20 protein-coding genes and 1 tRNA gene are annotated in these 24,157 nt (G+C 64.7%); 11 read left to right on the top strand and 10 right to left on the bottom strand.

The features are described from left to right. Positions 1-147: 147 nt before the first annotated feature. The 4 genes from GA0061099_RS24350 to GA0061099_RS24335 all read right to left on the bottom strand — a co-directional run bounded on the left by GA0061099_RS24350 (position 148) and on the right by GA0061099_RS24335 (position 5,295). Complete coding sequence (locus GA0061099_RS24350; protein WP_036031374.1) at positions 148-1,260, bottom strand: CaiB/BaiF CoA transferase family protein; 1,113 nt, start codon at positions 1,258-1,260, stop codon at positions 148-150. 308 nt (positions 1,261-1,568) lie between these two features. Further along, entirely contained in the window at positions 1,569-2,369 is an 801-nt protein-coding gene (locus GA0061099_RS24345) for an FAD binding domain-containing protein (RefSeq protein WP_036031377.1), read from the bottom strand. 13 nt (positions 2,370-2,382) lie between these two features. Further along, positions 2,383-4,725, bottom strand: coding sequence for a xanthine dehydrogenase family protein molybdopterin-binding subunit (locus GA0061099_RS24340; RefSeq protein WP_036031379.1), 2,343 nt, complete (start codon positions 4,723-4,725; stop codon positions 2,383-2,385). A gap of 84 nt (positions 4,726-4,809) precedes the next feature. Beyond that, complete coding sequence (locus GA0061099_RS24335; RefSeq protein ID WP_036016131.1) at positions 4,810-5,295, bottom strand: (2Fe-2S)-binding protein; 486 nt, start codon at positions 5,293-5,295, stop codon at positions 4,810-4,812. 561 nt (positions 5,296-5,856) lie between these two features. Here GA0061099_RS24335 and GA0061099_RS24330 point away from each other — a divergent pair. The 5 genes from GA0061099_RS24330 (at position 5,857) to GA0061099_RS24310 (ending at position 11,298) form a co-directional block, all read left to right on the top strand. After that, the gene (locus tag GA0061099_RS24330) at positions 5,857-6,306 is read left to right on the top strand and encodes an SRPBCC family protein (RefSeq protein WP_036031382.1); all 450 of its coding nucleotides are present in this window, start codon (positions 5,857-5,859) and stop codon (positions 6,304-6,306) included. 249 nt (positions 6,307-6,555) lie between these two features. Further along, the gene (locus tag GA0061099_RS24325; RefSeq protein ID WP_063822491.1) at positions 6,556-8,271 is read left to right on the top strand and encodes a PQQ-dependent methanol/ethanol family dehydrogenase; all 1,716 of its coding nucleotides are present in this window, start codon (positions 6,556-6,558) and stop codon (positions 8,269-8,271) included. Positions 8,272-8,438: 167 nt separating this feature from the next. Next, on the top strand, positions 8,439-9,635 hold the full coding sequence (locus GA0061099_RS24320; protein WP_036031385.1) for a c-type cytochrome: 1,197 nt from the start codon (positions 8,439-8,441) through the stop codon (positions 9,633-9,635). Positions 9,636-9,788: 153 nt separating this feature from the next. Continuing rightward, positions 9,789-10,481, top strand: coding sequence for a response regulator (locus GA0061099_RS24315; RefSeq protein WP_036016149.1), 693 nt, complete (start codon positions 9,789-9,791; stop codon positions 10,479-10,481). A 115-nt stretch (positions 10,482-10,596) separates the two neighbouring features. Further along, entirely contained in the window at positions 10,597-11,298 is a 702-nt protein-coding gene (locus GA0061099_RS24310; RefSeq protein WP_050996263.1) for a response regulator, read from the top strand. Between the two features lie 36 nt (positions 11,299-11,334). Here the strand turns inward: GA0061099_RS24310 and GA0061099_RS24305 are convergent, their stop codons facing one another. Beyond that, positions 11,335-12,012, bottom strand: coding sequence for a VOC family protein (locus GA0061099_RS24305; protein WP_036031387.1), 678 nt, complete (start codon positions 12,010-12,012; stop codon positions 11,335-11,337). 147 nt (positions 12,013-12,159) lie between these two features. On the opposite strand from GA0061099_RS24305, the gene GA0061099_RS24300 reads away from it, so the two are divergent. Next, the gene (locus tag GA0061099_RS24300) at positions 12,160-12,675 is read left to right on the top strand and encodes a MarR family winged helix-turn-helix transcriptional regulator (RefSeq protein ID WP_036031390.1); all 516 of its coding nucleotides are present in this window, start codon (positions 12,160-12,162) and stop codon (positions 12,673-12,675) included. Positions 12,676-12,777: 102 nt separating this feature from the next. Here the strand turns inward: GA0061099_RS24300 and GA0061099_RS24295 are convergent, their stop codons facing one another. Together GA0061099_RS24295 and GA0061099_RS24290 are read right to left on the bottom strand one after the other, a co-directional pair. Further along, on the bottom strand, positions 12,778-14,133 hold the full coding sequence (locus tag GA0061099_RS24295) for a hybrid sensor histidine kinase/response regulator (RefSeq protein ID WP_036031393.1): 1,356 nt from the start codon (positions 14,131-14,133) through the stop codon (positions 12,778-12,780). A gap of 5 nt (positions 14,134-14,138) precedes the next feature. Beyond that, the gene (locus tag GA0061099_RS24290; protein WP_036031395.1) at positions 14,139-15,305 is read right to left on the bottom strand and encodes an FIST N-terminal domain-containing protein; all 1,167 of its coding nucleotides are present in this window, start codon (positions 15,303-15,305) and stop codon (positions 14,139-14,141) included. A gap of 205 nt (positions 15,306-15,510) precedes the next feature. Here GA0061099_RS24290 and GA0061099_RS24285 point away from each other — a divergent pair, with 205 nt between their 5' ends. Then, entirely contained in the window at positions 15,511-17,550 is a 2,040-nt protein-coding gene (locus GA0061099_RS24285) for a methyl-accepting chemotaxis protein (RefSeq protein ID WP_074448075.1), read from the top strand. An 83-nt stretch (positions 17,551-17,633) separates the two neighbouring features. On the opposite strand, the gene GA0061099_RS24280 is transcribed toward GA0061099_RS24285, so the two are convergent. Then, positions 17,634-18,014, bottom strand: coding sequence for a DUF3175 domain-containing protein (locus GA0061099_RS24280; RefSeq protein WP_063822471.1), 381 nt, complete (start codon positions 18,012-18,014; stop codon positions 17,634-17,636). 182 nt (positions 18,015-18,196) lie between these two features. Between GA0061099_RS24280 and GA0061099_RS24275 the strand changes: the two genes are divergently transcribed. From GA0061099_RS24275 to GA0061099_RS24265, 3 genes are all read left to right on the top strand, one after another. Then, positions 18,197-19,684, top strand: a complete 1,488-nt coding sequence (locus tag GA0061099_RS24275; protein ID WP_036026149.1) for an MFS transporter — start codon at positions 18,197-18,199, stop codon at positions 19,682-19,684. Between the two features lie 4 nt (positions 19,685-19,688). Beyond that, on the top strand, positions 19,689-20,510 hold the full coding sequence (gene otsB / locus GA0061099_RS24270; RefSeq protein WP_036016048.1) for a trehalose-phosphatase: 822 nt from the start codon (positions 19,689-19,691) through the stop codon (positions 20,508-20,510). Positions 20,511-20,752: 242 nt separating this feature from the next. After that, a complete protein-coding gene (locus GA0061099_RS24265; RefSeq protein WP_036016051.1) occupies positions 20,753-22,216 on the top strand; it encodes a trehalose-6-phosphate synthase in 1,464 nt (487 codons plus the stop codon). A 238-nt stretch (positions 22,217-22,454) separates the two neighbouring features. Here GA0061099_RS24265 and GA0061099_RS24260 read toward each other — a convergent pair whose 3' ends face one another. Beyond that, positions 22,455-22,796 carry a hypothetical protein gene (locus tag GA0061099_RS24260; protein WP_036026150.1) on the bottom strand — a complete coding sequence of 114 codons (342 nt, stop codon included), beginning with the start codon at positions 22,794-22,796 and terminating at the stop codon, positions 22,455-22,457. Positions 22,797-22,990: 194 nt separating this feature from the next. On the opposite strand from GA0061099_RS24260, the gene GA0061099_RS24255 reads away from it, so the two are divergent. Then, positions 22,991-23,080 (top strand) — tRNA-Ser (locus GA0061099_RS24255). Between the two features lie 24 nt (positions 23,081-23,104). Here the strand turns inward: GA0061099_RS24255 and GA0061099_RS24250 are convergent. Beyond that, entirely contained in the window at positions 23,105-24,151 is a 1,047-nt protein-coding gene (locus GA0061099_RS24250; RefSeq protein WP_050995967.1) for an SMI1/KNR4 family protein, read from the bottom strand. Positions 24,152-24,157: the final 6 nt, after the last annotated feature.

The following is a 24,157-nucleotide window of genomic DNA, read 5'->3' as shown; positions in this document are numbered from 1 at the left end:
GTAGGGTGGGCAAAGCGAAGCGTGCCCACGTCCTGCCCAATTGATGCGAAGACGTGGGCACGGCGCTTCGCGCCTTTGCCCACCCTACGCGACTGTGGTTATGGATCCCGGGCTCGCGCTCCGCGCGCCCCGGAGTGACCGCGGAAATTACTTCGGCGCCTGCCACGCCTTCATCACCGCCCCGATCTCCGCCGCCTCCGGCTCGCGCGCGGCCGAGGGCGTGCGCGAGAACCGCGGCGCCGGGGCCGGCTGTTTCACGCCGTGACGCTCGATGAAGACGTTGCGGGCGACCATGTGCGGATGCTGTGTCGCCTCAGACATGGTCAGCACCGGCGCGAAGCAAATGTCAGTGCCTTCCATGATCTTGCACCAGTCCTCGCGCGTCTTGCTCTTGAACACGGCCTTCAGCTTCTCCTTCAGCGCTGGCCAGGCCTTGCGGTCCATCTGCGCGTCGAAATCGGCGTCGGTGAGGCCGGCGTGCTCGCGCAGCAGCGCGTAGAATTGCGGCTCGATCGAGCCGATCGAGACGAAGTGCCCGCAGGCGCATTCGTAGACGCCGTAGAAATGCGCGCCGCCGTCGAGGAAGTTCTGGTTGCGCTGCTCGGTCCAGCGTCCCATCGTGGTCATGTCGAAGAAGAACGACATCAGCGAGGCTGCGCCATCGCACATCGCCGCGTCCACCACCTGGCCTTTGCCTGACTTCTGTGCTTCCAGCAGTGCGGCGAGCACGCCGACGACGAGATAGAGTGCACCGCCGCCGAAATCGCCGACCAAATTGAGGGGCGGCACCGGCGCTTCCTCAGTGCCGATCGCGGCGAGCGCGCCGGTGATGGAGATGTAATTGATGTCGTGGCCGGCGGCGTTGGCGAGCGGGCCTTCCTGGCCCCAGCCGGTCATGCGGCCATAGACCAGCTTCGGGTTGCGTGCGAGCACGACGTCTGGCCCGAGCCCGAGCCGCTCCATCACACCGGGGCGAAAACCCTCGACCAGCGCGTCCGCGCTCGCGAGCAGATCCAATACTTGTGCGATCGCCGCCTTGTCCTTGAGGTCGAGCTCGATCACCTTGCGGCCGCGCCCGGCCACCGACTTCATGCTCTTCTTCGCGCCGACGCGGTCGAGCGTGACGACGTCGGCGCCCATGTCGGCCAGCATCATGCAGGCGAACGGACCGGGCCCGATGCCGGCGAATTCGACGATGCGGAAGCCCGAGAGTGGGCCGGAAGCGCGGACGGAGGAGGTGGGGGCTGGTTTGTCGAGCACGTTGTTGTTTCCTCGGGTCGCGGACGGATGCCGGCGATCGGCAATCGCCTCTGACGTTTCTTCTGTTGAGCGAGTTAATCGGCCGATTAACTTTTCTCGCCTTCACGCCAGCGAGGCAAGCGGTTTTCATGCCGCACGGCCAAAATAAAACGGCGCGCACCGAAGTGCGCGCCGCGGAAAATTTGCGTGGAGACGCTACAGCATGATCCGGAAAAGTGCGTAGCGGTTTTCCGAAAGGATCATGCTGGAACAATAACCTAAAGCGCGATGACGATTCATCCTAATCGCATCGCGCTTTAGCCGAACTGTCAGCGCGCAGCAGCGACCGCGCGTTGTGCCATCACCTTGATCAGATTGGCGCGATATTCCGCCGTGCCGTGGATGTCGGCCAGCAATCCGTTCGCCGAGATGCTGACGCTGTCGATCGCCGATGGCGACCAGTTCGCCTTCAGCGCCGCCTCGATCGCGCCCACCCGCATCACGCCGGTTTGCGAGGCGCCGGTGGCGGCGACCCGAACCTCGCCCGACTTGGCTTGCGCCACGAACACGCCGGTCAGCGCGAAGCGCGAGGCCGGATGCCGCATCTTCTCGTAGCCCGCCTTTGCCGGCACCGGGAATGACACGGCGGTGATGATCTCGCCGTCTTCGAGCGCCGTCGTGAACAGGCCCTGAAAGAAATCATCCGCCGCAATCGACCGCTTGTTGGTCTTCACGGTGGCGCCGAGCGCGAGCAGCGCCGCCGGGAAATCCGCAGCCGGATCGTTGTTGGCGATCGAGCCGCCGATCGTGCCGCGATAACGCACGGCGGGGTCGCCGAGCACCGAGGTGAGATAGGCGATCGCGGGGATCGCCTGCTTCACATCGGCATTCGTCATGATGTCGTAATAGGTCGTCGCGGCCTTGATGGTCAGCGTGTCGCCCGACAGCTCGACACCCTGCAGCTCCTTGATCCTGCCGAGGTCGATGACGTCGGAGGGACCTGCGAGGCGCTGCTTCATGACTGGCAGCAGCGTCTGGCCGCCGGCGAGGAACTTCGACTCGCTGCCTTTGGCGAACAGGCTGGCGGCCTCGTCGACCGAGGAGGCGCGATGATAGGTGGTCTGGTACATCTTCGGTCCTCCCTTAAGCCGCGTGGATCGTGCGCCACACCCTGTCAGGGGTTGCGGGCATTTCCAGGTTGTTCTTGCCGATCGCATCCGTGATCGCGTTGATCACGGCCGCCGATGCGCCGATCGCGCCGGCCTCACCGCAACCCTTGATGCCCAAGGGATTGCCCGGGCACAGCGTCGTGGTGTGGGACAGGTTGAATGACGGCACGTCGTCGGCGCGCGGCATGGCGTAATCCATGAACGAGGCCGTGACCGGCTGGCCGTTGGCATCATAGATCGCATGCTCGAGCAACGCCTGCCCGATGCCCTGCACGAGGCCGCCATGGACCTGGCCTTCGACGATCATCGGGTTGATCAGCCGGCCGAAATCGTCGGCCGCGACGAAGTTGACGAAGGAGGTCTTGCCGGTGCCGGGATCGACCTCGAGCTCGCAGATATAGGCGCCGGCCGGGAAGGTGAAGTTGGTCGGGTCGTAGAAGGCGCTCTCCTTCAGGCCCGGCTCCATCCCGTCAGGCAGATTGTGCGCCGTATAGGCCGCGAGCGCGACCATCGGCAGGGCGATCGCCTTGTCGGTGCCTGTCACCTTGAACTCGCCGTTCTCGATGACGATGTCGGCCTCCGACGCCTCCAGCGCATGCGCGGCGATCTTCTTGGCCTTGGATTCCATCTTCTCCATCGCCTTCAGGATCGCGGTGAGGCCGACGGCCGCCGAGCGCGAGCCGTAGGTGCCCATGCCGAACTGCACCTTGTCGGTGTCGCCATGGACGATCGAGACCTGGCTGATCGGAACGCCCAGGCGCTCCGCGACGAGCTGGCAGAAGGTGGTCTCGTGACCCTGGCCGTGGCTGTGCGAGCCGGTGAGGATCTCGATGGTGCCGACCGGGTTGACGCGCACCTCGGCCGATTCCCAAAGGCCGACGCCGGCGCCCAGGCTGCCGACCGCCTTCGACGGCGCGATGCCGCAGGCCTCGATGTAGCAGGACACGCCGATGCCGCGCAGCTTGCCGTCGGCCTTCGCCTTGGCCTTGCGGGCAGGGAAGCCGGCATAATCGATCGCCTTCATCGCCGCATCGAGGGAAGCGTTGAAGTCGCCGGTGTCGTAGGCCATGATCACAGGCGTCTGGTGCGGGAACTGGGTGATGAAGTTGGTCCGCCGCAACTGGGCCGGATCGACGTTCAGCTGCCGCGCCGCCGTTTCCATCAACCGCTCGATCAGATAGCTCGCCTCCGGCCGGCCCGCGCCGCGATAGGCGTCGACCGGCGTGGTGTTGGTGTAGACCCCGATCACCTCGGCATGGATCGCCGGGATGTTGTACTGGCCCGACAGCAGCGTCGCGTAGAGATAGGTCGGCACCGAGGACGAGAACAGCGACATGTAGGCGCCGAAATTGGCGTAGGTCTTCACCTTGAGGCCGATGATCTTGTTGTTGGCGTCGAAGGCCATCTCGGCATGGGTGATGTGATCGCGGCCATGCGCGTCGGTGAGGAAGGCTTCGGTGCGGTCGCCGGTCCACTTGACGGGACGGCCGACTTTCTTCGAGGCCCACAGCGCCACCATCTCCTCGGGATAGATGAAGATCTTGGAGCCGAAGCCGCCGCCGACGTCGGGGGCGATCACGCGCAGCTTGTGCTCGGGGGCGATGTTGTAGAACGCCGAGAGCACGAGACGGGCGACGTGCGGGTTCTGCGACGTCGTATAGAGGGTGAAGTGCTCCTCCGCGGTGTCGTAATCGGCGATCGCCGCGCGCGGCTCCATCGCATTCGGCGCGAGGCGGTTGTTGGTGACGTCGAGCTTCACCACATTGGCGGCTTTCGAGAAGGCGGCATTCACCGCGCCCTCGTCGCCGATCACCCAATCATAGACCTGGTTGCCGGGCGCCTCAGGATGAAGCTGCGGCGCGCCGGGCTTGATGGCGGCGTGCATGTCGGCGACCGCGGGAAGCTCCTCGTAGTCGACCACGACGGCTTCCGCCGCGTCGCGCGCGAGATTTTTGCTTTCGGCGATCACGACGGCAATTGCCTGTCCGACGAAGCGCACCGTCTCCGGCGCCATCGCCGGCCATGCGCCCATCTTCATCGGGCTGCCGTCCTTGGAGGTGATGGCCCAGCCGCAGATCAGGTTGCCGACCTTGTCGTCGACCAGCTGCTGTCCGGTGAGCACCGCGACCACGCCCGGCATCTTCAGCGCCGCGGACGAGTCGATCTTCTTGACCTTGGCGTGCGCGTGCGGGCTGCGGATGAAATAGGCATGGGTCATCCCCGTCAACTTGATGTCGTCGACGTAGCGGCCCTTGCCGGTAATGAAACGCTTGTCTTCCTTGCGCACGACGCGTGCGCCGATGCCTTCAACACCCATGTCTGGTCCTCCCGACCGGAAATTTCCTTGATCGCGCCGTCCATCCACGGCTGCGACGGTTGTTCTTGTTTCGAGGCCCGCCGCTTACTCGGCCGCCTGCGAGACCTTCATGCGGCCGGCGGCGTCCAGCACCGCCTTGACGATGTTGTGGTAGCCGGTGCAGCGGCAGATATTGCCTTCGAGCTCGGTGCGAACGGTCGCCTCGTCGAGCTGTCCACCATGGCGGTGCACGATGTCGATAGCCGACATGATCATGCCCGGCGTGCAATAGCCGCACTGCAGGCCGTGATTGTCGCGGAAGGCGGCCTGCATCGGGTGCAGTTCGTCGCCCTTGGCGATGCCCTCGATCGTGGTGACGCTGGCGCCGTCGGCCTGCCCCGCCAGCATGGTGCAGGATTTCACCGCGCGGCCGTCCATGTGCACGACGCAGGCGCCGCACTGGCTGGTGTCGCAGCCGACATGGGTCCCGGTCAGGTTGAGGTGATCGCGCAGGAGCTGGACCAGCAGCGTGCGGTCCTCGACGTCGACAGCAACGGCCTTGCCGTTGACCGTCAGTTTGACTGTAGACACTTGAAGTCCTCCCAAAGTTATTTTGATTGGTTCTAATTAGAGACAGCGCAAACGAAACTTTGCAACTGGGTTTTTGCTGACCGCGGTCATGGAAGGGTCATCGTGATGACGGTCGCCGATCTGCGATTCGGCCACGACGTCTCGTGCCGCCGCCATCACGTGCTGCGACATTGTGGGAGACACACGGAAAGTCGCAGCTAGCATCTGCGATGGCGTGCTCGCTGCCGCCGCAATAGGCGCGTGAGCCGGTCGCGCGTGCCGTGGTCATCTCGCCGCTTGCCCTGGACCTAGGCCCGGTCGTGCGTCGTTCCTCCCTTTAATGCCGTGCTCGTTGCGCGAATAGGAGCATGCGCCCCCGCCTTTGTAATCGCGATCTTGGTAGTAGGACGAGACGACTTAAGCCATTGATTTTGCTTACGGCAATGCAGCGAAATCATGCCCCGGGGCGAGGCCGGCGGGCCAATCGCCGGGCCATGCGCGCCTAGTACTTCCTGGCGATTGAACGCAGCCGCCCGTGCCCCTAGTCGAGCCGTACAGGCAACGGCAACAAGGGTGGAAGCGATGCAGATGAACGACAGTCAGCGGATCCCGGCGTCGAAGGACACGGTGTGGGCTGCGCTCAACGATCCCGAAATTCTCAGGCGCTGCATTCCCGGCTGCCAATCGCTCGAGATGGCGTCGCCGACCGAGATGACGGCGACCGTGGTGCTGAAGGTCGGTCCGGTGAAGGCGGCGTTCAGCGGCAAGGTGAGGCTGACCGATATCGATGCGCCCAACGGCTATCGCATCGTCGGCGAGGGCGCCGGCGGCGTCGCCGGCTTTGCCAAGGGCGGCGCGAAGGTCAGGCTGGAAGAAGAAGCCCCTGATGTCACCATCCTGCACTACGAGGCCGATGCGCAGATCGGCGGCAAGCTCGCACAGCTCGGCTCGCGATTGATCGACTCGACGTCGCGAAAACTCGCCGCGAGCTTCTTCGAAAATCTCGCCGGCGTGGTAGCGCCATCATCGTGATTGATGCGCGATGCCGCCTTCATTCGAACGCGCATTTCAAGCTGCAAAACAAGGGCAGGACGCAAGGCGCGACAACAAGATGAGCGGCGAAAGCCGCCGATGATTTGCACTACTACCTTCCGCCTATACTAAGCGCGAAACGGCGATGCTGTAATTTCGAACGATGGCTCGCAGGCGAACTGCGCATCACGAGCGCAGTGCGCTCAGGCGCCCAACGAGGCGTGCACAACAACATCGCGGAGGGAATACATGACCTTTGGAACGAAGGGCTTCTTGGCCGGCATCTCCATGATTGCGATGCTCGCCGCCGTTACACCGGGCGTTCGCGCCAACGACTCGGTGCTCAAGGCGCAATCCGATTCGAATCAATGGGCCGTTGCCGGCCACGATTACGGCAACACGCGCTTCAGCCCGCTCAAGCAGATCAACACCGAGAACGCCGGGAAGCTGACCCTCGCTTACTCCTTCTCGCTGGCGTCGTTGCGTTCGAACGAATCCTCGCCGATCGTCATCGGCAACACGCTGTACGTTTCGAGCTCGTGGGGTCCGAAATACGTCTATGCGCTCGATGCGGCGACGGGGCAGCGCAAATGGACCTGGGAGCCCGATATTCCCGAGGACGTGCTGCAATACGCCTGCTGCGACGTGAACAGCCGCGGCGTCTCCTACGCCGACGGCAAGATCTTCGTCGGCCGCCTCGACGGCAAGCTGACCGCGCTCGATGCCGCGACCGGCAAGTCGCTGTGGACGGCGAAGGTGGTCGACTACAAGCAGGGCTCGGTCATCACCTCGCCGCCGCTCGTCGTGCGCGACAAGGTCATCACCGGTTTCGGCGGCGGCGAATACGGCGTGCGCGGCGCGCTGCTGGCCTTCGACATCAACACCGGCAAGCAGGTGTGGCAGACCTACACCGTTCCTTCGCCGGACGAGCCCGGCGGCGATTCCTGGAAGGGCGACTCCGCCCAGCATGGCGGCGGCGCGGCCTGGCTGGTCGGCTCCTACGATCCGAAGACCGACACGGTCTATTGGGGCACCAGCAATCCCGCCCCGTGGAACACGGCGGTGCGTTCGACCGGCGACGGCAATTTCGGCAAGCTAACCAACCTCTACACGGCCTCGACGCTCGCGCTCGATCCCAACACCGGCAAGATCAAGTGGCACATCCAGACCACGCCGGCCGACGCCTGGGACTATGACGGCGTCAACGAAGCCGTGCTCGCGGATCTCAAGATCGGCGGCAGCACCGTTCCGACGCTGATGAAGGCCGACCGCAACGGCTTCTTCTTCGTCGCCAACCGCGAGACCGGCAAGGTGCTGTCGGCGGAGAAATACGTGTTCTCCAACTGGGCCAAGAAGTGGGACGTCGCCACGATGCGCGCGGTCGAGGATCCCGACAAGCGTCCGGGGCCGGGCCATCCCGCCAAGGACATCTGCCCGAACCTGATCGGCGGCAAGAACTGGCAGCCGATGTCGTTCAACCCGCAGACCGGCCTGGTCTACATCCCGTCCAACAACGTCTGCATGGACTGGTCGGTCAGCGACGTCACTTACAAGCGCGGCGTGTTCTATCTCGGCGCCGAATTCCCGACCAAGGAAGGCCCCGGCGGCTTCCTCGGCGAGCTCGTCGCCTGGGATCCGGTCGCGCAGAAGAAGGTCTGGTCGATCAAGGAAGACCTGCCCTTCAACGGCGGCACGCTGACCACCGGCGGCGGCCTCGTGTTTGCCGGCAACATCCATGGCGACTTCCGTGCCATCGATGCGAAGTCCGGCAAGGTGCTGTGGAGCAAGAATCTCGGCTCCGGCATCGGCGCAGGTCCGGTGACCTATCAGGTCGACGGCAAGCAATATGTCGCCATCGTCGTCGGCCGCACCGCTGCGCTGCCTGCGTTCCTGGGCGAGGTAGGAAAGAAGATGACGGCCGCAGCCCCCGAGGGCGGCTCGCTCTTCGTGTTCTCCGTCCAGTGACAACTCGCGCGCGTATCCTCGAGGTGACGGGATACGCGCGCGCTTTCTCCGGACTTTAGCTGCGGCATCGGGCGGTGCCTGGTGCCGCCGCGCCTGGCTCAACAAGCTCCGGCGCAACAACGGCAACGCCAAGAGAAACGTCAAGCGAAACGCCAAGGGAGACGAGGATGCGTCCGAATCATTCCGCCACCGGTGCGAGCCGACATCGCGCCATCGCAGGCCTGCTCGCATGTGCCGCCGCGGCGCTGATCGTTCCGGCCTCGCCGCTGCAGGCCGACGAGGCGCAACCGTTCCGTCTCTGCGCCGATCCGACCAACCTTCCATTCTCCAGCGACAGTTCGTCGAAGCCGGGCCTCTATGTCGAGATCGGGCAGGCCCTGGCGCAGGCGCTCGGCCGGCCGATCGCCTATGACTGGTACAAATCCTATTTCGGCAAGCGCACCGTGCGGGTCACGCTGCTCGGCAAGCAATGCGACGCCATGATCGGGCTGCCCAGGTCCGCAGATTTCATGGGCCCGGCCGTGATCTTCTCCGACGCCATCGCCAAAGAGGGCTATGCCCTCGTCGCCACCAAGGAATCTGCGAAGGGCGCGGCGATCGGCGGCATCGAGGGCCTCAAGGGCAAGCGCGTCGCCGTGCAGTTCGCCAGCACGCCGCAAAACCTGCTCGCGAGCCGCGACGACATCCAGAAAGTGACGGTGCTGTCGCCTGAGGAGGGCATGCAGGCGCTCGACCAGGGCCGGGCCGACGTCGCCTTCATCTGGGGCCCGGTCGCCGGCTGGCTGAACAAGACCAGCTACGGCGGCCGCTACCAGATCGAGCTCACCGAGGGCGAGGGCCTGTCATGGGACGCCGCCATCGGCTTTGCCAAGGCCTCGACCAAGTTGCGCGACCGCGTCAATGCCGTGTTGCCGCAGCTTCAGGGCAAGATCGGCGAGCTCGCCGTGAAATACGGTTTGCCGGGCGGCGCGCCGGTTCGCTTCGGCGCAGCGCCGACGCCAGCGCCGGTGACGACGGGTACGGGAAGTGGAGCCGGCGTCGCCCAGGTCGCCAATGTCGTGGCGACCGAGACCAAGGGCGATGCGGTCGCGCCGGGCCTTGAGGCCGTCGGCGCGGGCAAGGAGATCTTCAACGGAACCTGCGCCCACTGCCACGGTCCCGATGCGATCCAGAGCGAGCGCAAGATCGATCTGCGGCTGCTGCGTCACCGCTACGGCGACGAGATGCGCGAGAAATATTTGACCACCGTGCAGGAGGGACGGCCGAACAAGGGCATGCCGGCCTGGAAGGAGGTCTATACCGAGGACCAGGTCAACAGCATCTATTCCTTCCTGCTGACGGTCCAGGTCGAATCGAACGATTGAACGGTCTTGACCGAACCCGATCGGGAGGATGTGGTAGCGTTCATCCGGCGCCATCCCGGTGCCGGATTGATGCCGGATAGTTCCGCCTCTTCCGCTGCGGCGGCGGATGCCCGTACGGTGCAGCATTCGGCGGTGCAGTCCTGTGAAGGCGCCATGACCAGCTTCCTGATCATCGACGATCATCCGCTGTTTCGCGAGGCCCTCGGTAATGCGGTGCGGCTGGCCTTGCCGGAGGCGCGGATTGTCGAAGCGATGTCGATCGAGGACGCCCTTCACATCCTGACGGCCGAGCAGGGCGAGGGCATCGACCTCGCGCTGCTCGACCTCCTGCTGCCCGATGCGACCGGCTTCTCCGGCTTTCTGCGCTTGCGCGAGGCCCATCCGCGCCTGCCCGTCGCCATCGTGTCGAGCGAGGAGGACCAGCGCGTCGTTCGCGAGGCGCTGGAGCTCGGGGCCGCGGGTTTTCTGCCGAAGTCGCTGTCGAAGCGCGAGCTGGCGCAGTCGATCGAGGGCGTGCTGAACGGATCGGTGTCGGTGCCGAAGGATTTCGTGGCAACGTCGCAGCGGCGCCGGGCCGAGGCCAGCAAGGCGCTCGAGGTCAAGCTGCGCGAGCTCACGCCGCAGCAGCTTCGCGTGCTCGATCTGCTGCGGCGCGGCTATCCGAACCGGCAGATCGGCCAGGAGCTTCAGCTCGCCGAATCCACGGTGAAGGCGCATATTACCGAAATTCTGCGCAAACTCGGCCTGTTCAGCCGCAACAAGGCGATCATCGAGATCGGCAAGGTGGACCTGCCGGATCCCAAGGCCCGGCCTTATGCGCGGGCCGACCGCGGGCGGCCGCAATGACGCGCGATGTCCCGCTTGACCTGGATCAAGCCGGTCTGGTCCGGCTGCGACATTCTCGTTTCGGCGTCGAACCCGTCGATCATCTGGCCAATCAACCGGGAATGGCTCACGCGTGATGCGATTTCTGATCGTCGAAGACCATCCGTTGTTTCGAGAAGCCTTGGAGGGCGCGCTCCAGATGGCGGCGCCGGCGGCCGAGATCCTTCAGGCGACGTCGATCGACGGTGCGCTCGAGCAGGCCGCGGCGGCTGCCGAGCTCGACCTCATCCTGCTCGATCTGTCGATGCCGGGCACCACGGGCCTTTCCGGCATCATCCGCATCCGCAAGGCCTTTCCCAGGATTCCCGTCGTCATCGTATCAGGGCATCAGGATCCGCAGATCATAGCCGGCGCCTTGTCGCTCGGCGTCTCCGGCTACATCCTCAAATCGTCCTCCAAGCAGGAGCTGGCGCAGTCGATCGGCGAGGTGCTGCGCGGTGCGGTCTGTGTCCCAGCCGCCTATCGCGGGCTCGTCCGCCCGCAACGCGCCGCCGGCCCGGCGCAGGATCTGCTGAAACGCCTGCACGAGCTGACGCCGCAGCAATTGCGCGTGCTCGAAATGCTCAAGCGCGGCCTGCAGAACAAGCAGATCGCCTTCGAGCTGAACATCTCCGAGACCACGGTGAAGGTCCACGTCTCCGACATCCTGCGCAAGCTCAACGTGCTCAGCCGCACCAAGGCCATCGTCGAAATGTCCCGGATCGATTTCGCGACCCTGGCCGGCGAAGGCGCCGGCCTGAAGGGGGAGCGTTCGCAGGCCGATCCGCCCTCAGGATAATCCGGTGTCATTCGTCGGAACGAGGCGAGCCGCGGTTCAAGCCGGTAGCGGCTGGCCGGCTTGCTCGCGAGCGATGTAGTCGGCGTACCACTCCGGCCAGTTCGCATCGTACTGACCGCCGTTCCGCTTCTCGTGCTCACCGTGTGCCTTAGCCGCACGTCGGAGCGCGCTCGCGAGCTCGGACGAGGAGGTGAATGTTGTTCCTGCTGCCTCTACGCGTCCCGGCAATCGCGTGGTGATCTCCTGGAACAGCCAGCCGTTGCCATCGGGATCGTTGAACGAGACGTACGAGCGATAGCTGGCGCGTGCGGGATCCAGACCAGCAATCCGACGGCGCCCGAACAGATAAGGCTCGTCGGGTCCGGTGTGGTCGTCGCCTTCAGCGTGGAAGACTTCGCTGACCTCGACGCCGCGACCGCGCAGATCGTCTCGCGCGGCTTCAATGTCGGAGACGATCAGGTACAGACCCTGGGCGGAGCCGGGCGCCGCCGCGGTCACGTTCTTGCCGAAAATGACCGAGGAGGGGGAGCCGGGAGGTGTGAACTGGATGACGCGGTAGTCGTCAGGCCCGGCGAAATCGGCATCGAGCCGCCATCCGAGGTTCGCATAGAACTTCTTGGCGCGATCGACGTCCGAAACAGGGATGACGACGACTTCGAGCTTCATGTCGATCGTTGGCGCTTGGGTGGTTTCATTTGCATCGGGGGCAAGCATTGCTTCTCTCCTGAATTATAGCGTTTACGATATAATCGTGTGCGCGATATAAAGTACCTTGGAGCCTCAATGCCAACCTTCGATTTAATCGGACACGATATATATGCACGCGGAGTTTCACATGTCCGTGTTGGAAAGGGCACCCCCATGAGCCTGCAGAACGGTCCCAGAGCCGAATTCAGAGACGATTCCAGAGATGATTCAACGACCAATCAGCCGAAACCGGCCGAGGGCGACCGGCGCCTCGACGATTTCCTGTGCTTCGCGATCTATTCGGCCAACCTCGCCTACGGACGAGCCTACAAGCCGGGCCTCGATGAGCTCGGCCTAACCTACCCCCAGTGGATCGCGATCGTGGCGCTGTGGGAGCAGGACGACCAAACCGTCAGCGAACTCGGCGACAAGATGTTCCTGGAATCCAACACCCTGACGCCGATCCTCAAAAAGCTCGAGGCGGCGGGCTATTTGCGCCGCCAGCGCGATCCCGCCGACGAGCGGCAGGTGCGCGTCAGTCTCACCGACGCCGGCCGACGCCTCCGCGAGAAAGGCATGCACATGAATCTCGTGAAGTCGAGCGGACTACAGCCCGATGAGTTCGCGCGGCTGCAGAAAAGCGTCGTCAAGCTCCGCGACAATCTAATCAAGGCGATGGAGGAGGAGTGACAGGCCCCTGTCTACTTTGCATGGGGTTGTTTTCGACATTTTTGTCTTGGCTACGTCCGATAGCCCCGCCGCAAGGAAGACGAGGCGAAGATCATCCGCGCTTCAGCTCAGCAGGAACGACAGCAGCGCCCGCATCTCGGCCGGCTTGATCGGCTTCTTCAGCACTTCGAGGCCCTGCAGGCTCGCCTGCTTCGCCGCCTGTTCGGAATAGTCGGCGGTGATGATCATGGCGGGCGTGTCGAGCTTCAAATGCTCCCGCACGTCGGTGATGGCCGACAGGCCGCTTTCGCCGTGGTCGAGATGGAGGTCGGCGATCACGACATCGGGCGCGCCACCGAGCTCGCTGAGGCGCACGAGCGCGTCCGCACCCGATCGCGTGGTCGCGACGTCGCAGCCCCATCCCTCCAGCAGCGCGGCCATCGCCTCCGAGCCGTTCGGATCGTTCTCGATCAGCAGGATCTTGGCGCCTTCGAGCCCGCTGTAATCGTAGTGCCGCGCGGCGGGCGCGACCTCCTGCGCCTCGTCGGCGACTTCAGCGAGGTCGGCCGGCTCCAGCTCCAGGGTGAAGGTCGATCCCTTGCCGAGCTGTGACGACAGCCGCACCTCGTGCCCGAGCTCGCTGGCGAAGCGGCGGACGATGGAGAGGCCGAGTCCGAAGCCGGCCTGGTCGGCCGTATTGGCATCGCCGCGCTGGAATTCGCGGAAGATCGCCTCCTGCTGCGCCTGCGCGATCCCGGGTCCGGTGTCGGAGACCTGGACGCAGATCTGCCCGCTGCGCGGCCGGCATCCGATCACGACGCCGCCGCTGCGGGTATAGCGAATGGCATTGGCGAGCAGGTTCTGCAGGATCCGCCGCAGCATCATCGCATCCGACATCACCGCGAGCTGAGAGGGGCGGATGCGCAAGGACAGGCCTTGCCGCGCGGCGATCGGCTCGAACTCGTTGCGGAGCTGCTCGAACAGGGGGGCCAGCGCGATCGCGCGCACGTCGGGCTTGAGCGCGCCGGAATCGAGCTTGGCGATCTCCAGCAGCGAGCGCAGCAGGTCCTCCAGCATCACCAGCGAGCGGCTCGCCTGGTCGATCAGCACGCCCGCTTCCTGCGACTCCATCATCTCCGTCAGTGCGGACAGGGTCAGGCGCGCCGCGTTGAGCGGCTGCAACAGATCGTGGGTGACCGAGATCAGCACGGAGGATTTCAGCGAGCTTGCCGCCTCTGCCTGCTGCTTGGCGCGGTAGAGTCCCTCATTGGCACGCTCGACCGAATGCAGCGCCTCGCGCAATTGGTGCGTCCGGTCGCGAACCTTGTGGTCGAGCGCGATGGCGGTTTCGAACAATGAAAAGGCGTTGAGCTGCTGATCCATCGAGCGCTCGACGCGCGACATCAGCGCGGCATTGATCTTCCTCAGCTTGGCGGCCTCGCGCCTGAGCTGGTCGACCGCATCGGGGCCCTGCCACATGTCCGTCACGACGGGCGCCTTCCGATCGCAACTCCCGTGAAGGTCTGGTTCACATGCATGGAGCCGAACTGCTCGCCGTAAGTGTGAAAGCCGATCACACGGTTCTGCCGGTACAGTTCTGACATGTCGCGGGCGAGCTGATGCTGCTCGGCATCGAGCCGGCGGAGCAGGCATTCGAAGCCGATATAGAGCGAGACGTCTCCGATCTGGTCGCGGATGTCGGCGAACGTCTCGCGGGCCGCGCCGACCAGGCTTCGCGAGGTCGCGGCGGTCAGCACCATGCCCTCGTCGATGGCGCAGAAGAAATGCAAGGAGCCGTCCGGCTCGACCCGCTGGATCGAGCGTGCGTAATAGGCGCCGCCGACGCGCACGAGGACCGGATGCGAGGCGAAGGAGAACGGATCGAGCTTGGCATCCATGATGCCGACCACGCGCGAATATTCTTGCGCGGCAGGCTCTGCGTTCAACTCCCGGACCATGCGGTTTTCGATGTCGGCCTCGGTCACCACCATCTTCTGCGCCTGCGGCTCGAAATTGTCGCACTTGAAGACGCGGAACGGCAATGAGGTGTTCAGCAGGATCAACAGCGCGGCATTGCTGTGTGCCTTGCCGTCGAAAAACACGAACGTCTTCTCGAAGCGCAGCCCGTCGCCTGCCGACCCGCCGACGACCGGAATGTCGTCCAGCGATGCATAGATCGCGGACATCACCGCTTCTTCGCGGCGGCACAGGCCATCGATCAGGACCAGGCCGAAGGGACTGCCGCGCTCGACCTGCGGCGTGGCCCGCAACAGCTCGTGCCGGAGCTCGCCGCCGATCCTGCGGCCGTCCTCGACGCGGAAGCTGTCGAGGTTGAAGATGGGCCGCACCACCGCGGAAAAGTCGGCGCGGCTGAACGCCAGCGCCACGACGCTGTTCTCGTCCCAGCCATCGGGGGCAAGCTCGCCCGCGGTGGTACAACCGCAGACCTCTGTGTCGTCGAATTGGCGGCTGATCTCCGCGATGAAGCGATGGGGGTCGTAGCTGGGGGAGAGGAACACCAGGATCAGCGCCAGCCCGTCGGACGGGAGCTGGGCCGCCAGCTCGGCCACGGCGTCATCGACGCTCGCGGCCTTCGACTTGGCCACGGCAACGCCAGACGCACCGCCAAACCGAAAATCGGTTTGCCCCACTCCGTTTCTCCCTTAAGGCTCGGTCTGATGCCAAGTGCCTGATAATTATCGAGAGTAGGGCGTTTTCCGGTGAGCCGCAACACGGCAGCCGCTCCCCGCAAGCCCGGACGGATTTACCACCCCTTGAGGATTCTGCCCTAATTTTCCGCAACGTTCGGAAAGGGCTGCTTCCGGGCCGCAGAATCACATGAGCTGGGGGTTGGGAATGTCCGGGCGTACCGCGTCGCCGTCGAAGCGTGCACTATTTCCGACCCTCAAGTTCCGCGCAAAGATCATACTCGGCTTCGCCGCCGTCCTGGTGATCTCCGCCGGCAGCATGGCGTTTTCCTATTTCGGCTTCGAGCGGGTCGCCGACGGGGTCGGATCGTACCGCAGCAGCGTGTCGGAGGCCGATCTCGCGCGTAACATCGATCGCGAGCTGCTCGCCTATCGTTCGGCCGTCAAATATTTCGTCGTCACCGGCAAGGAAGACGACGCCAAGGCGGCGCTCGATGCCGAGGCCAGCCTGAAGAATGCCATCGACCAGGCCGTCAAGGCCGCCACCAAGCCGCCGCGGCAGGAAAGCCTCGGCAAGCTCGCCAAGGAGTTCTCCAACTTCTCCGCCACCTTCGCCAAGGTGCTCCAGGCCAAGCGCGACAGCGCGCTGCTGGTGCAGAACCAGCTCCAGCGCCAAGCCAATCTCCTGAAGTACAAGCTCGACGACATCGGCAACAACGCCTCCGACGCCGAAGCGCAGGCGATCGAGTTCGGCACCAAGCAGGTCAACGCCCAATTCCAGACCGCAAGCGCTGCAGCCACCCAGTTCGTGCTGACGTCCGATCAGGCGATCGCGAACAGCGCCCTGGCGCGGCTGAAATTCGTCGAGAACTCGCTGGGCGCGGTCTATTCCATGGACGACAAGATTGTCGCTGGCCTGAAGGAGGCCAAGTCCATCCTCGGCGCCTATCGCGAGGCGCTGGAGAAGTTGATCGCCAACGCCAAGCTGGTCGATGGCCTCGTCACGGAGATGAGCGGCTCGGCCGGCGCGATCCAGCAAGGCGCCACCGCCATGAAGGCGGACCTCGTCGCCGAGCAGCAGCGGCTGGATTCGGAGTCGGCGGCGACCATCGGGCAGACCGAGCAGCTGGTGCTGATGCTGGCCGTCGGCGGCACGCTGTTAGGCGCGGTCCTCGCCTTCCTGCTCGGCACCGGCATCTCGCGGCCGATGATTGCGATGTGCAAGGCGATGCGCGAGCTTGCCTCGGGCAATTTCGATGTCGTGTTGCCGGGCCTGGGGCGCAAAGACGAGATCGGCGAGATGGCCGGCGCGGTCGAGGAGTTCAAGATCCAGGCCGTCGCTAAGGCCGAGCGCGATGCCGCCGCCAGCGAAGTGCAGAACCGCGAGCAGGCCGCAAGCCGCCGCGCCGAACTGATCCGCTTTGCCGACGATTTCGAGAGCGCGGTGGGTGCCATCGTCTCCAACGTCTCGGCCTCGGCCGTGCAGCTGGAATCGGCCGCCTCGACGCTGACCCGCACCGCCGAGACCACGCAGAGCCTGTCGAGCCAGGTCGCCGGCGTCTCCGAGCAAGCCTCCTCCAACATGCAGTCGGTCGCGACCGCGACCGAAGAGCTCTCGGCTTCGGTCGAGGAGATCGGCCGCCAGGTGCGCGATTCCAGCCGCATCGCAGAGGCTGCCGTGATGCAGGCCAAGGAGACCGACGGCCGCATCGGCAAGCTCTCGCATGCCGCCCAGCAGATCGGCGAGGTGGTCAAGCTGATCACCGCCATCGCCGAGCAGACCAATCTGCTCGCGCTCAACGCCACCATCGAGGCCGCCCGCGCCGGTGAAGCCGGCCGCGGCTTCGCGGTGGTTGCGAGCGAGGTGAAATCGCTGGCAAGCCAGACCGCGAAGGCGACCGACGAGATCTCCTCGCACATCACGGGCATGCAGGGCGCCACCGCCGAATCGGTTGCCGCGATCAAGGAGATCGGCGCGACGATCGGCCAGATCTCGTCGATCTCGACCTCGATCGCGAGCGCGGTGGAGCAGCAGGGCGCGGCCACGCAGGAGATCGCCCGCAGCGTCCAGACCGTCGCGCAGGGCACCCAGACCGCGGCCACCGATATCGGCGAGGTCAACCGCGGCGCCGCCGAGACCGGCTCGGCCTCCGAAGAGGTGCTGAACTCGGCCAAGACACTATCGAGCGAAAGCACCCGCCTTCGCGCCGAGCTCGACCGCTTCATGGCGAACATCAGGGCGGCGTAGGTTCGCTGCTCCTGTAGCTCGCGGCCCCGAAGGGCCGCGCTATCGCCTTACACTCCGCTGTCCGGAACGACAGCGGAGTGAGTTCATTCCCTTCCGAACGCCCGCTTCAGCTCGACCTTCGCGCGCTCCAGTCGCGTGCGCTGCGTCTTGGGCAGCGTCTTGCCGGCGCGGTTGATGTAGAAGGTCAGCATCGACAGCGCCGAGCGATAGGCGCCAGTCTTGCGTCGCGAGCTGTGCTCGGCCGAGCGCTTCAGCGAGGCCGCAATCCTCTTCGCGCTGGTCAGCTTGAACACCCCTTGCTTGAGGTCGAGCGCATCGCTCTCCTCCGTCACGCGCTGCGACCAGCGCCTTGTGGCGCGTTTGGTGCTCTTGTGCGCGGTCCCGCTCCGCCGGGTGTTTGCCTTGCGTGCCGTCTTGCGCGAGCTGCTGTTTCGAGAATGTGTCGTCTTTCTGACCTGAGCCATGCGCCAACTCCTTGCGGGTCCAGCGGAAACGAGCGGTGCTCGCTGGCGTTCCCGCGGGAACCCGGCCCCCTCGCAAACGTTGTCGCAGGTGGCAGGCAGAATGCCGCACTCCGATGATCGGATCGACCCCGTCCACGTCATGTGAGCCGGGGCCGCTTCCATTGATCAGACGCAACAATCCGATGGAACTGCAGCAGAGCCCAGCGCTGAACTATGCACCCGTAGTCTCGGCGGCGGCCGTGACCGACCGCATCGTCGAGACCAGCATTCCCTCGCGGCTCGATGCGCTGCCGTGGAGCGGTTTTCACACCCGCGTCGTGCTCGCGCTGGGCATCACCTGGATTCTCGACGGCCTCGAGGTGACGCTTGCGGGTGCGCTCTCCGGTGCGCTGAAGCAAAGCCCATCGATGCAGTTCTCCAATCTCGATCTCGGCATCGCCAACTCCGCCTACCTCGCGGGCGCCGTGCTCGGTGCGCTCGGCTTCGGCTGGCTGACCGACCGTATCGGCCGCAAGAAGCTGTTCTTCATCACGCTCGCGCTCTATCTCTCGGCAACGGCCGCAACCGCGCTGTCATGGGATGTCGCGAGCTACGCGCTGTTCCGCTTTCTCACCGGCGCCGGCATCGGCGGCGAGTACACAGCGATCAACTCGACGATCCAGGAGTTAGTGCCCGCACGCTATCGCGGCTGGACCGATCTTGTGATCAACGGCAGCTTCTGGATCGGGGCTGCGATGGGCGCAGTGGCGGCCATCGTGCTGCTCGATCCCGCAGTATTCGCTCCCGATCTCGGCTGGCGCCTGGCCTATCTGATCGGCGCCGCCCTCGGCCTCGTCGTGCTCTTGATGCGGATGTGGATCCCGGAAAGTCCGCGCTGGCTGATGATTCATGGTCGTCCCGACGAGGCCCATGCCATCGTCGACGGGATCGAGCGGTCGGTGATCGGGCACGACCAGGATACGAGCGACGGACGCTTCACCAAGATCCGCCTGAAGATGCGCGATCACACGCCGATCCCCGAGGTGGTCCACACCTTGTTTTCGGTCTATCGCCGGCGCGCATTGGTCGGCCTCGTTCTGATGAGCGCGCAGGCATTCTTCTACAACGCCATCTTCTTCACCTTCGCGCTGGTGCTGACTGATTTCTACGGCATCAAGGCCGACCACGTCGGCTGGTACTTGCTGCCGTTCGCGGCCGGCAATTTCCTCGGGCCGCTGCTGCTCGGCCGCCTGTTCGATACGCTGGGACGCCGCACCATGATCACGTTCACCTATGGCGCATCGGGCCTGTTGCTGGCGCTATCAGGCTATCTGTTCTCGATCGGTGTCCTGAGCGCGCAGGGGCAGACCATCGCCTGGATGGTGATCTTCTTCTTCGCCTCGCCCGCCGCGAGCGCGGCCTATCTCACCGTCAGCGAGACCTTTCCCCTCGAGGTTCGCGCGCTGGCGATCGCGGTGTTCTATGCGGTCGGCACCGGCATCGGCGGCGTGATCGGGCCGGCGCTGTTCGGCGCGCTGATCGACACGGGATCGCGCACCAGCGTATTCGCCGGCTATCTGCTGGGGGCCGTCCTGATGATCGCGGCTGCGATCGTGGCGTGGCGCTATGCCGTCGCCGCCGAGCGCAAATCGCTCGAACACATCGCGCGGCCGCTCGCCTTTATGGAGTAGACTGATGAAATCGGAACTTGCGGAAATGGCGTTGGACCAGAAGCTCACCATACCTGATGACGACGAGACGCCGGAAACGGTGCCGGTGCCGCATGCGTTGGTGCCGCATCTCGATGAAATCGCCATTCTGCTCGACATCGATGGCACGCTGCTTGAGCTGATGCCGACGCCGCGCGAGGTGTGGGTGCCGCCGGGCCTGTCGGAAACGCTGAAAGCTTTGACCGAGCGCACCTCGGGGGCGCTGGCGCTAGTCAGCGGCCGCTCGCTCAACGACATCGACCTGATCTTCGCGCCCGACGTGTTCCGCGCCGTCGCCGGTCATGGCGCGGAGATGCGGCTGGCGGTGGACAGTGAAGCGGATGCCCTGCACGCGCCGCCGCTCGACAAGGAGCTGAAGCGGCGCCTCGCCGCCATCGCCAAGCTCAGCCCTGGAATCCTGCTCGAGGACAAGGGCTATTCGCTCGCGCTGCATTACCGCCTGGCGCCGCATGCGGAGAAGGCGATCTACGAATCCGTCTCACTGATCCGCGCCGATCTGCCCAATGCGCCGATCGAGGTGCTGCCGGGCAAGTTCGTCTGCGAGATCAAGCATTCCGGATTCACCAAGGCGAGCGGCGTGCGCGAGTTGATGAAGCGCGCGCCGTTCAAAGGACGTCGTCCGCTGTTCATCGGTGACGACGTCACCGATGAGACCGTGTTCGCGATCATGCCCGACATGGACGGGCTGGCGTTCTCGGTCGGCCGCCGCGCCATGGGCGTGAATGGCCACTTCGATGCGCCGGCGGATGTGCGTGCGTTCCTTGCACATCTGCTCGATCCCAGGTGAAACCAAGGCAGCGTCATCTCGCAGACACAAAGGCTTCCATCGCAGCGCCATTGCGCGCTGCAATGCATGCTGCGCAACAGGACCGGAAACGCTGTCTTTGCAGCGAAATGACTGGGTTCCACGAGCGAAACCAGTTCCAACGCGCACGCCCGATTTTGGTTTCAATTGGTTGAAACGATGATCAGGAACCATATTGATGAACGGCAGTTAAATGGGGCGGAATGAACAGGAGGGGACGACCTGTGAACTTGATCGTCGTTTCAAATCGCGTCGCCCGCGGCAAACCCAACGAGCCCATGACGGGCGGCCTTGCGGCGGCATTGCTTCCCGTTGTGGAACATTCTGGTGCGATCTGGGTCGGTTCCTCCGGCCGGGTGCGTGATGGCCACCAGAAGGAGCCGTTCGCCGAGATCGAGGCGCTCGGGACAGGCGCGATTGCGACGTTGGATCTGCCGGCGGCCCATTACGGCGGATACTACGAAGGCTTTGCCAATTCGGCGCTGTGGCCGGCGCTGCATTCGCGCAGCGACCTGATCCGCGTCTCGCGCGAGGACTATGTCAGCTATCGCGAGGTCAACGCCTTCATGGCGCGCGCCTTGATGCGTTTCCGCAAAGCCCGGACTGCGTTCTGGGTTCAGGACTATCACTTCCTCGCGCTTGGTGCCGAGCTGCGCGAGCTCGGCGTCGATGATCCCATCGGCTTCTTCCTGCATACGCCGTGGCCCGTCACTGCTGTGATGCAGGGCGTACCCAACCATCGCGAGCTGATCACCGCGATGCTGGCCTATGATCTGCTCGGCTTCCAGACCGAGGAAGATCGGCAGAACTTCCTCGGCTATGTCGGCGCCGAGCTCGGCCTCACCATCGAGGACGGGGTCGTGGTCTCGCAGCATGGGCGCACGCGCTGTGAAGTTTTCCCGATCGGCATCGATGCGGAGAAGTTCGCCGCCTATGCCGCGAAGTCGGCCGCGCATCCGGATGTGTCGCGCCTGCGCCGCAGCCTCAACGGCGAGCGCCTCGCGATCGGCGTCGACCGGCTCGACTATTCCAAGGGTCTCGTCAACCGAATCAGCGCATTCGACCGGCTCTGGACCGAGCAGCCGCAGTTTGCGCGCAGCATCTCGCTGCTCCAGATCGCCAATCCCTCGCGCGGCGGCATCGAGGCCTATGGCAATCTCCAGAACGAGGTCGCGCGCCTCGTCACCGACGTCAACGGCCGCCACGGCGAGGTCGACTGGACGCCGATCCGCTATTTGAACAAAGGCTTCAGCCAGGCCGTGCTCGCCGGTCTCTACCGCACCGCGCAGGTCGGCGTGGTGACGCCCCTGCACGACGGCATGAACCTCGTCGCCAAGGAATACGTCGCCGCGCAAAATCCCGCCGATCCCGGCGTGCTGGTGCTGTCGAAGTTCGCCGGCGCCGCCAACGAGCTCGACGCTGCGCTGCTGGTCAATCCGCACGATATCGACGGCATGGCCCGCGCGGTCGCGGTCGCGGCATCCATGCCGCTCACCGAGCGCAAGATGCGCTGGGATGCGATGATGAAGAAGCTGCGCGGCCACACCATCCAGCAATGGTCCGCCGATTTCGTCGCCGAGCTCGAGAAGTGCCGCACCGAGAAGGCCGCCGTGGCGCCGCTCGCGGCCCAGCCGCCGCAGGCGCTGCGCTGGTTGAAGTCGGCGATCTCAGGCGTGCGGTTGATCTAATCTCAGCTTGGCTCGATCTCACCCTCTCCCCTTGTTGTGGGAGAGGGTGGCATAGGGGGCCTCTGGCCGCCGTTCTTAAGAACGCCGATGCTTTGCATCTGCTATGGCGACAGCGGCGAGACGGGTGAGGGGTGTCTCTCCACGCGTGAACGTCTCGCAGCAAGATTCGTGGATGCAACCCCTCATCCGGCGCTTCGCGCCACCTTCTCCCGCAAGGGGGAGAAGGCAAGAGCGCCCCTCAATAGCAATACGACACGCCGTCCAGGATCGCGCATTGCCGCTTGTTCGGCGCGTTCGGATCGTCCAGCGGCACCACGCCCTTGCCCTGACCGACAAACACGCCGGTCCCGACACGCACCGAGCTCTTGTTGCCGATGATCACGCTCTGATGCGGCGTCGAGCTGGAGCGGGTTCCGTCCGGCCAGAGGATGGTATCGCCTGAAAGCACCCCGCGCCGGCCGTCGTCGCAGCTGACGTCGACCCCCTGCCGGGTGCAGACCTGTGCCAGGGCCGGCGCGGCAAGGGCGGAGCCGAGGGTCGAAACCAGGCTCAAGGCGGCGATGGTCTTGCGGATGGTCATGGCGTCCCCGGTCGTGTGTGGCGGCTTGCCGTGAATCGTCGCGCCAGGGCCGCCCGCGGTTCAGCCCCGCGGCCGCTTCGGGTGCGCGCGGAGCCGGATATTGTGCTGCAAATACAGTAAGTTGCGGAAAAATCGCCCGATATCTCCGCGATCCCTTGCAAAATCGTCGGCGCCCCTTCAAGAGAGGGCGCTCCGGAGAGATGGCCGAGTGGCTTAAGGCGCACGCTTGGAAAGCGTGTGTGCGGGAAACCGTACCGTGGGTTCGAATCCCACTCTCTCCGCCATCCGCTCAAATCAATCGCGCCGGCTTATTTGCCTTCGGGGCCAGCAATCGTCGCCAAGCGTCCGAGCAGGGCCGCCTCGGCCCTGGAAGTCAGACGGTAGCCTTCCGCCATCTCGACGATGTCGCCGCGGGCGACGCATCCGTCCCACCAATCCCTCACGAAGCCCTCGGCGTACCCGCGCGTGTTGAAGCCGTAAGGTTCGGTGACAAGGTCGAAAGCGATCATCAGCTCGTAACAAGGCGAGTCGTAGGAGGTGCCGGTCTCGGACCGGCCCAAGAAAGCTTCGAAGGATCTGGCCGTACGAAGGCTCGAATAAAGCCAGAACATCAGTCCATACATCAGATGTGAGCGCTCGTCGTCGTGCAGGGCAAAGAAGCCTTTCTCGTCCACGATCTGCCGGGCCAAGGTGCGCAACATTCGCTCGCCGTGCGGCAGACGGTCGCCGACGGCGGCCAAGGCTCGCACCACGATTGGCGATAACGTTCCCCGCTCGACGGTCGCGATCGCAGCGGCCCGATCCTCCTCAGCAGTGTCGTACTCGGACTCCTCGACCAAGCCGCGAATGAAGGTCTCGAAGTCCGGCGCGACGACGACGATACGGCAGTCATCCTCCTGGTCGACGTACACGACCTGCGGCTCGCCCCGCTTTCCGCAGCTCCGGTAGTCCAGCATGATCAGTTCGTGGCCGCCGGCCGGCGTGTCGGCGATTCCGACGCCAATCGGCGGGTAGCCCCATTCCTCGATCATGAACTTGGCGCCAAACTTCCCGGCGAGTGAATAGGTGGACGTACGGCCAAGAGCGAAGAGCCCCTCGATAGCCACGTGGTCCTCCGCCCAGCCTGTACGCTCCTTCATTGGATGGCAGTTGCGCTTGACCATTCCGCCATTGTGGCGCCGTGCGAGGTCGACATAGGCCGCCGGCAGCCGATACCCTCCGATTTCATGCTCAATGGAGGCGATCAGCTCGTCGGTCGGCGGAGGCTCGACATAGTTCTCCAGGGAATACGGACAGTCATTCCAGAAGCCTTCGAAGTCAAAGTCGTCAAAGAGCCGTTTCGTCGCCATCTTCATTACCTC

This window comes from Bradyrhizobium yuanmingense, assembly GCF_900094575.1.
Lineage (GTDB): Bacteria > Pseudomonadota > Alphaproteobacteria > Rhizobiales > Xanthobacteraceae > Bradyrhizobium > Bradyrhizobium yuanmingense.
This window is presented reverse-complemented; position numbering and strand designations above follow the sequence as displayed.